This is a genomic window from Caulobacter sp. P1_B12_2, from assembly GCF_056406675.1.
The window spans coordinates 1-7,237 of the sequence record NZ_JBFTZS010000231.1; the positions used below are offsets into that span (position 1 = coordinate 1).

The following is a 7,237-nucleotide window of genomic DNA, read 5'->3' on the forward strand; positions in this document are numbered from 1 at the left end:
GAATACTGGCCGACCTATTTCAGCAAGATCCGCGACGTGCTGACCCCCGGCGGTCGCGCCGGCCTGCAGATCATCACCATCCGCGACGAGCTGTTCGCCCGCTATCGCAGCCACACCGACTTCATCCAGCGCTACGTCTTTCCGGGCGGCATGCTGCCCAGCGAGGCGCGACTACGCCAGGAGACGGCCGCCGCCGGCCTGGCCTGGACCGAGGTCAACCGCTTCGGCCAGAACTACGCTGACACCCTGGCCGAATGGGCCACGCGGTTCGAGGCGGCCTGGGACGACATCAAGGGCCTGGGCTTCGACGAGCGGTTCCGCCGGCTGTGGCGGTTCTATCTCAGCTATTGCGAGGCCGGGTTCCGCACCGAACGCACCAACGTAATCCAGCTGGGGCTCTCTCGGGTCTAAGGCGGTCCGGGTCTGGCGAACGAGACCATGCATCCCGACCTTGGGTGTGCGTACACTGTGCAATCGCGTACCCGAGGTCGACCCTATGAACCTCTACACCATGGTCCTGGATTTCCACGGCGGCACCTACATCACCCAGTTCGACGCCGACGCGCCCACCGACGCGGTCGCCGCCTGGTGCAAGGAGCTGGAGGACGAGCAACTGCTGGGCGACGCCTCGTTCCCGGTGGCCGAGGGCATCATGATCGACGCCATCGAGAACCATCTGGTCGAGGTCGAGGGCCTGCACGGCGCCTGGTGCGCGGCGGCGTCGGTGAACGGCAACCTGGCGCTGCTGAACGTGATCATCACCCAGCGGATCGATTGAACCTGCGCTGAAACCGGGGAGGCCGCCTTCAGGAAAACTGGCCTTGCTTACCGGCCGCGCATCACGATCTACCCTACCGACCTCCCGACCGGCCGGACTGAAGAGATGACCGTAAAGACCAGCGTCCTCGACGCTATCGGCGACACGCCGCTGATCCGCCTCAACCGCGCCAGCGACGCGACCGGCTGCGAGATTCTGGGCAAGGCCGAGTTCATGAACCCCGGCCAGTCGGTCAAGGACCGCGCGGCCCTGGGCATCATCCGCGACGCGGAGGCGCGAGGCCTGCTGCGCCCCGGCGGCCGGATCGTCGAGGGCACGGCGGGCAACACAGGCATCGGCCTGGCCATGGTCGCCTCGGCCCTGGGCTACAAGACCACCATCGTCATCCCGCGCACCCAGAGCCAGGAGAAGAAGGACGCCATCCGCCTGCTCGGCGCCGAGCTGGTCGAGGTGGACGCCGTCCCCTACTCCAACCCCGACAACTATGTCCGCTATTCGGGCCGCCTGGCCGAGGAACTGGCGAAGACCGAGCCGAACGGCGCGATCTGGGCCAACCAGTTCGACAATGTCGCCAACCGCCAGGCTCATTTCGAGACCACCGGGCCGGAGATCTTCGAACAGACCGACGGCAAGGTGGACGGCTTCATCTGCGCCATCGGCTCGGGCGGCACCCTGGCCGGCGTCGCCGCCGCCCTGCGGGCCCGCAAGCCCTCGGTGAAGATCGGCTTGGCCGACCCGCACGGCGCCTCGCTGTACAGCTGGTACGCCGACGGCGAGCTGAAGTCGGAGGGAACCTCGATCAGCGAGGGCATCGGCCAGGGCCGCGTCACCGCCAATCTCGAAGGCCTGGCCGTCGATCACCCGTTCCGGATCAGCGACGAGGAGATGCTGGAGCAGGTCTTCGACCTGGTGCAGCACGAGGGCCTGTGCCTGGGCGGCTCGTCGGGGATCAACCTGGCCGGCGCCGTGCGCATGGCCAAGGCCATGGGACCCGGCCACACCATCGTGACCATCCTGTGCGACCACGGCTCGCGCTACCAGAGCAAGCTCTTCAACCCCGCCTTCCTGGCCGAGAAGGGCCTGCCGACCCCGCCCTGGATGTAGGGCCAGGCTCGGGATGCGGGCGATGCGCCGCCACTGACCGGGAAGTTGCAGAATTCAACCATCCGGTGCAGGATCGTCCCAGTTCGCACCGGGAGGGCCTGATGGCTTGGAAGGGTATCATCGGCAAGAGCTTCTCGCAGGAGGCTTTCGAAACCTACTGCGAAGCTTTGACCTGGTCGGCGTGGCGACCGAAGTTCATCGCCTTGCACAACACCGGGGTGCCCAACCTGGCCCAGCGGCCGCAGGGTTTCACCCAGACCCACATCGCCAATCTCGAAGCCTATTATCGCGACAACCAGAAATGGAGCGCGGGGCCGCATCTGTTCGTCGACGACAAGCAGATCTGGGTGTTCACGCCGCTGACGGTGTCTGGGGTTCACTCCCCCAGCTGGAACAGCATCGCGCTGGGCCTGGAGATGCTGGGCGACTATGAGAAGGACGCCTTCGACACCGGCCGCGGCGCGCTGGTGCGCGACAACGCCGTGGCGGCCATGGCCACCCTCTCGTCCGTGCTGGGCCTGGACCCGACCACCATGCGCTTGCACCGCGAGGACCCGGCCACCACGCACGCCTGCCCCGGCAAGAACGTCAAGAAACTCGACGTCATCCAGCGCGTGCAGGAGAAGATGGTCGAGGAGGCCAAGGAGCACTCCCTCAGCGAAGCGCATCCCTGATATTCTCCGCTCATCCCGGCGAATGCCGGGACCCAGATGGAATACGCTTGGTCTGACGCCAAAAGCTCCGAGCTCTTACAATCAGCCCCACAGCTAAGGGATCTGGGTCCCGGCATTCGCCGGGATGAGCGGGTCAAGGGAATGCGGAAAGCAGCCCTCACGGCTTGCCCTGCACCGCCGATCGCGTGATCTTGCCCGCCTTCTCAAGGGGCGAGTCAGACCCCGAAAGGCTTTCGTCATGACCCCTACCGATCCGCTCGTCTCGACCGCCTGGCTGGCCGAACATCTCGACGCGCCGGACGTCCGTGTCGTGGACGGGTCCTGGCACATGCCCGCCGCCAAGCGTGATCCGCGGGCCGAGTACGACCTGGTCCACATTCCGGGCGCGGTGTTCTTCGACATCGACGAGATCTCGGACGAGACCTCGGACCTGCCGCACATGCTGCCCTCGCCGATCAAGTTCGCCTCGCGGGTCAAGAAGCTGGGCCTGGGCGACGGCTCGCGCATCGTCGTCTACGACACCAGCGGCATCCTGCCCGCCGCCCGGGTCTGGTGGGAATTCCGGGCCATGGGTCACGAGGACGTGGTCGTGCTGGACGGCGGCCTGCCCAAGTGGATCGCCGAGGGCCGCCCGGTCGAGGACCTGGCCGTCGCCCCGCAGGAACGTCACTTCACCCCGCGCTTCCAGGCCGACATCGTCCGCTCGATCGACCAGATGAAGCGCAACCTGGAGACCGGCCGCGAGCAGGTGATCGACGCCCGCGCCGCCGGCCGGTTCGAGGGGCGCGACCCCGAACCCCGCGCCGGCCTGCGCGGCGGCCACATCCCCGGCTCGCGCAACATTCCGCTGTCCGCCCTGCTGGCCCCCGACGGGACCATGCTGCCGGCCGACAAGCTGACCGCCGTGTTCGAGGCGGCCGGCGTCGACATCCACAAGCCGATCGCCACCACCTGCGGCTCGGGCATCACCGCCTCCGTCGTCTCCCTGGCCTTGGCCCAGCTCGGCAAGCCCCGGGCGGCGGTCTATGACGGGTCGTGGACGGAATGGGGCGGCCGCGAGGACGTGCCGGTGGCGACGGGCGAGGCCGCGCCGCTCTAGTCCATCGGCATGCCCTGATGAAGACACCCCGCGAGCAAAGGCGACGCCCATGAGCAGCACACGCTTTCACGACAGGATGATCGAAGCGGTTCACTCGGACGACCTGTCCCGTCTCAAGGAGGTTCTGGCCGTCGCCAGGCAGCATCTCCTGGAATATGGCGACCTCCCTACCATGATCAGCATACTTGAATACCAGATCGCCAAGCTCGAAGAACACCGGGGCTGAGGCGCCGGGCGCGCCGGGACTTGGCGCGCTCGACACCCCTCCACGCCCCCAACGGCCTCCACGCCAGTTCCTCTCCTGGCTCGGACGGAAATCCTGCCTTGAACCGGCTCGCCCCCGCGCCCTAAACCACAAGGGTCAGCAGCCCACCGAGTCCGCCATGCCCCTGGATGAAGAAACCCGCCTGGTCCGCAAGGGCGCCCCGCCCAAGGGCGGCGGCGTGCTGGCCCGCACGGTCAATCCGCCGATCCAGCGCGGCTCGACCGTGCTGCTGCCCAACGCCGCCTCGCTCTACGACGACGATCAGCTGACCTACGGCATTACCGGCCTCTCCTCGCCCGCCAACCTGCAGGTCGCCCTGGCCGAGCTGGAAGGCTCGCCCGACGTGACGCTGTACCCGTCGGGCCTGGCGGCGATCACCGGCGTCATGCTGGCCCTGCTGAAGGCCGGCGACGAGATCCTGGTGGTCGACAGCGCCTACAAGCCAACCCGCCGGTTCTGCGACCGCGTGCTGACCCGGTTCGGCGTGACCACCACCTATTACGACCCCGCCCTGTCGCCCGAGGCCCTGATCGCTCTGTGCACGCCGCGCACCCGGATGATCCTGCTGGAAGCGCCTGGCTCGCTGACCTTCGAGATGCAAGACATCCCGGCCATCGCCGCCGCCGCCAACGCCCGCGGCGTCCTGACCTTGATCGACAACACCTGGGCCGCCGGCTTCTACTTCAAGCCCCTGGCCCATGGGGTGACCATCAGCGTCCAGGCCCTGACCAAATATGTCGGCGGCCACTCAGACGTATTCATGGGCAGCGCCGCCACCGCCGACAACGTGATCGGCAACCAGCTGGGCGACGCGATGTGGGACATCGGCTGGTCGGTGTCGCCCGACGACGCCTACACGGTGCTGCGCGGCCTGCGCACCCTGGCCACCCGCCTGCCGGTCCACGGCGCGAAAGGCCTGGAGATCGCCCGCTGGCTGCAGGGGCGGCCCGAGGTGGCCCGCGTGCTGCACCCGGCCCTGGAGGGCGATCCGGGCCACGCCCTGTGGAAGCGCGATTTCACCGGCGCCTGCGGCCTGTTCGGCGTCGTGCTGAAGCCCGCCTCGCAGAAGGCCGTCCACGCCTTTCTCGACGCCCTGGACCTGTTCGGCCTGGGCTTCTCCTGGGGCGGCTACGAAAGCTTGGCTATCCACTGCGACCCGCAGCTGAAGAACCGCACCGTCCCGGTGAACCTCGAAGGCCCGCTGTTGCGTCTGCACGTGGGGCTGGAGAGCACCGCCGACCTGATCGTCGACCTTGAGCGCGGCTTCGCGGCGCTGGCCCAGGCGTAAATCGTTCAGCGACGGCGCGGTCCGGAAGGTCTAGACAACCGCCTCGTTCGAAAGGCCCGCCCCATGACCGTCCACATCGCCCTGTTGCGCGGCGTCAACGCCGCCGGGAACCGCCAGGTGACGGCGGACGAGCTGACCGCCCTGCTGACCGAACTGGGCCATGCCGACGTCCAGACCGGCCCCAAGGTCGGCGACCTGGTGTTCACCAGCGGCGAACAGACCGGGGCCGAGCTGCAGATCCAGATCGAGACCGCGCTGATGGAGCGCTTCTCGCTGCGCACCGATGTCTATGTGCGAACGGCCGACGCCTGGCGCGCCATGGTCGCCGCCAACCCGTTCCCCGACTTCGCGGCCCAGGATCCCGGCTGGCTGATCATCCTGTTCTGCAAGGACACCCCCGACAAGAAGGCCATGGGCGCTCTGCGCGCCGCGATCCGAGGGACCGAGCAGGCGCGGGCCGAAAGCCGTCAGATCTATGCGACCTATCCCGACGGGATCGGCGGCTCGAAACTGACCAACGGGCTGGTCGAGAAGACCCTGGGGACGCGGATCACCGGCCGCAGCTGGACCGCCGTGCTGGCCTTGGCGGAAATGATCGGCGACGACGCCTGACAAGTCGTCCCAAGCGTTCCTATATCGAGACCTTGGCCGTCGAGGGCGAGCCGCCGCGAGGTGGTTGATCGGTTTCGGCGCGGCCTTGCCTTCGAGACATCGAAACATGAACTGGCTCTTTGAGCTGTCGGCGGCCTGCGTCCTGATCGCGCTGGTCCTTCCCATGGTCTGGAAACTGCTGCCGCCCAAGCTGGCGCTGCGCCCCATCCCCGTCCGTGTCAGGGCGCCGTCGGCGCCGACCGATCGGGGCCGGCCCGCCTAAGCGGCCGTCGACCTCAGCATTACATATCGTTTACATTCATAATCGCTGATTGACGCCAACGCTTACGTTGGTAATCGTTGCAGGGAACAAGAGAGGTTCCCATGCGGATCAGCACCGCCGAAAGCGAGATCATGAGGGCGTTGTGGGCCAAGAGTCCCATGACCGCCGAGGACATCGCCGCCGCTCTGGCCGACGACCAGAACTGGGCCGAGGGCACGGTCAAGGCGTTGCTGAATCGGCTGCTGAAGAAGAACGCCATCGCCGCCGACAAGGACGGCCGCCGCTTCCTGTATCGGCCGATGGTGGCCCAGGGCGACTATGTGCACGCCGAGAGCCAGGGCCTGCTGGACCGCCTGTTCGACGGCCGCCTGGCCCCGCTGGTCAGCCACTTCTCGCAACGCGAGCGCCTGAGCGATGAAGACGTCGCCGAGCTGCGCCGCATCCTGAAGGCCCACGACGATGGCCGGTGACCTGCTGGCCCTGCTGATCCGCGCCAACCTGACGATCGGCGCGGCCGTGATCCTGGCGTTGCTGCTGCGCCGTCCGGTGCGCGGCCTTTTCGGCGCCCGCGCGGCCTACGCCCTGTGGCTGATCGCACCGCTGGCGACGGTGGCCGTGCTGCTGCCCGCCCGGACGGTTGTCGTTCGAGCGTCCGCCCTGCCCGCCCCCATCGTCTCGACCGCCGCGCCGATGACGGCCGCGCCGCCTTCGCTGGCGGCGCCTCCCTCCAAGCCGGTCTCGCAACCCGCGCCGACGCTGGATCTCGACGGTCCGCTGGTCGCGATCTGGGGCCTGGTCGCTCTGCTGGCCCTGGTCGTCCAGGCCGAGCGCCAGCGCCGGTTCGTCAAGTCTCTGGGCCGCCTGCGCGACGACGGCGATCTGTTCCATGCCGAGCGTGACGGCGTCGGCCCGGCGGTGATCGGCGCCCTGGCCCCCAAGGTCGTGCTGCCGGCCGATTTCGCGGTGCGCTTCACGCGCGAGGAGCAGGCCCTGATCCTGGCCCACGAGCGCAACCACCTGACCACCGGCGACGCCCAGATCAACGCCCTGGCCACGGCGCTGCAGTGCCTGTTCTGGTTCAATCCCCTGGTCCACCTGGGCGCCAACCGGCTGCGGATCGACCAGGAGATCGCCTGCGACGCCGCCGTCCTGACC

The 7,237-nt window shown here is 68.1% G+C and carries 11 protein-coding genes; all 11 read left to right on the plus strand.

Going from position 1 to position 7,237, the window contains the following annotated elements:
- A partial coding sequence (locus tag AC1DZ6_RS14950) for a class I SAM-dependent methyltransferase (RefSeq protein WP_477097948.1) occupies positions 1-411 on the plus strand: 411 nt, incomplete at its 5' end.
- Between the two features lie 85 nt (positions 412-496).
- Positions 497-778, plus strand: coding sequence for a hypothetical protein (locus AC1DZ6_RS14955; protein ID WP_477097949.1), 282 nt, complete (start codon positions 497-499; stop codon positions 776-778).
- A gap of 105 nt (positions 779-883) precedes the next feature.
- Positions 884-1,882, plus strand: a complete 999-nt coding sequence (locus tag AC1DZ6_RS14960) for a cysteine synthase A (protein WP_477097950.1) — start codon at positions 884-886, stop codon at positions 1,880-1,882.
- Between the two features lie 101 nt (positions 1,883-1,983).
- Positions 1,984-2,556 carry an N-acetylmuramoyl-L-alanine amidase gene (locus tag AC1DZ6_RS14965; protein WP_477097951.1) on the plus strand — a complete coding sequence of 191 codons (573 nt, stop codon included), beginning with the start codon at positions 1,984-1,986 and terminating at the stop codon, positions 2,554-2,556.
- 238 nt (positions 2,557-2,794) lie between these two features.
- The gene (sseA, locus tag AC1DZ6_RS14970) at positions 2,795-3,655 is read left to right on the plus strand and encodes a 3-mercaptopyruvate sulfurtransferase (protein ID WP_477097952.1); all 861 of its coding nucleotides are present in this window, start codon (positions 2,795-2,797) and stop codon (positions 3,653-3,655) included.
- A gap of 49 nt (positions 3,656-3,704) precedes the next feature.
- Positions 3,705-3,881 (plus strand): DUF1843 domain-containing protein, encoded by a 177-nt coding sequence (locus AC1DZ6_RS14975; protein ID WP_477097953.1) that lies wholly within the window; start codon positions 3,705-3,707, stop codon positions 3,879-3,881.
- Between the two features lie 163 nt (positions 3,882-4,044).
- Positions 4,045-5,208, plus strand: a complete 1,164-nt coding sequence (metC, locus tag AC1DZ6_RS14980; protein ID WP_477097958.1) for a cystathionine beta-lyase — start codon at positions 4,045-4,047, stop codon at positions 5,206-5,208.
- Between the two features lie 63 nt (positions 5,209-5,271).
- Positions 5,272-5,820 carry a DUF1697 domain-containing protein gene (locus AC1DZ6_RS14985; RefSeq protein WP_477097954.1) on the plus strand — a complete coding sequence of 183 codons (549 nt, stop codon included), beginning with the start codon at positions 5,272-5,274 and terminating at the stop codon, positions 5,818-5,820.
- 106 nt (positions 5,821-5,926) lie between these two features.
- Positions 5,927-6,082, plus strand: coding sequence for a hypothetical protein (locus AC1DZ6_RS14990; protein ID WP_477097955.1), 156 nt, complete (start codon positions 5,927-5,929; stop codon positions 6,080-6,082).
- A gap of 101 nt (positions 6,083-6,183) precedes the next feature.
- Positions 6,184-6,552, plus strand: coding sequence for a BlaI/MecI/CopY family transcriptional regulator (locus AC1DZ6_RS14995; protein WP_477097956.1), 369 nt, complete (start codon positions 6,184-6,186; stop codon positions 6,550-6,552).
- A partial coding sequence (locus tag AC1DZ6_RS15000; protein WP_477097957.1) for a M56 family metallopeptidase occupies positions 6,542-7,237 on the plus strand: 696 nt, incomplete at its 3' end. The genes AC1DZ6_RS14995 and AC1DZ6_RS15000, both read left to right, overlap by 11 nt.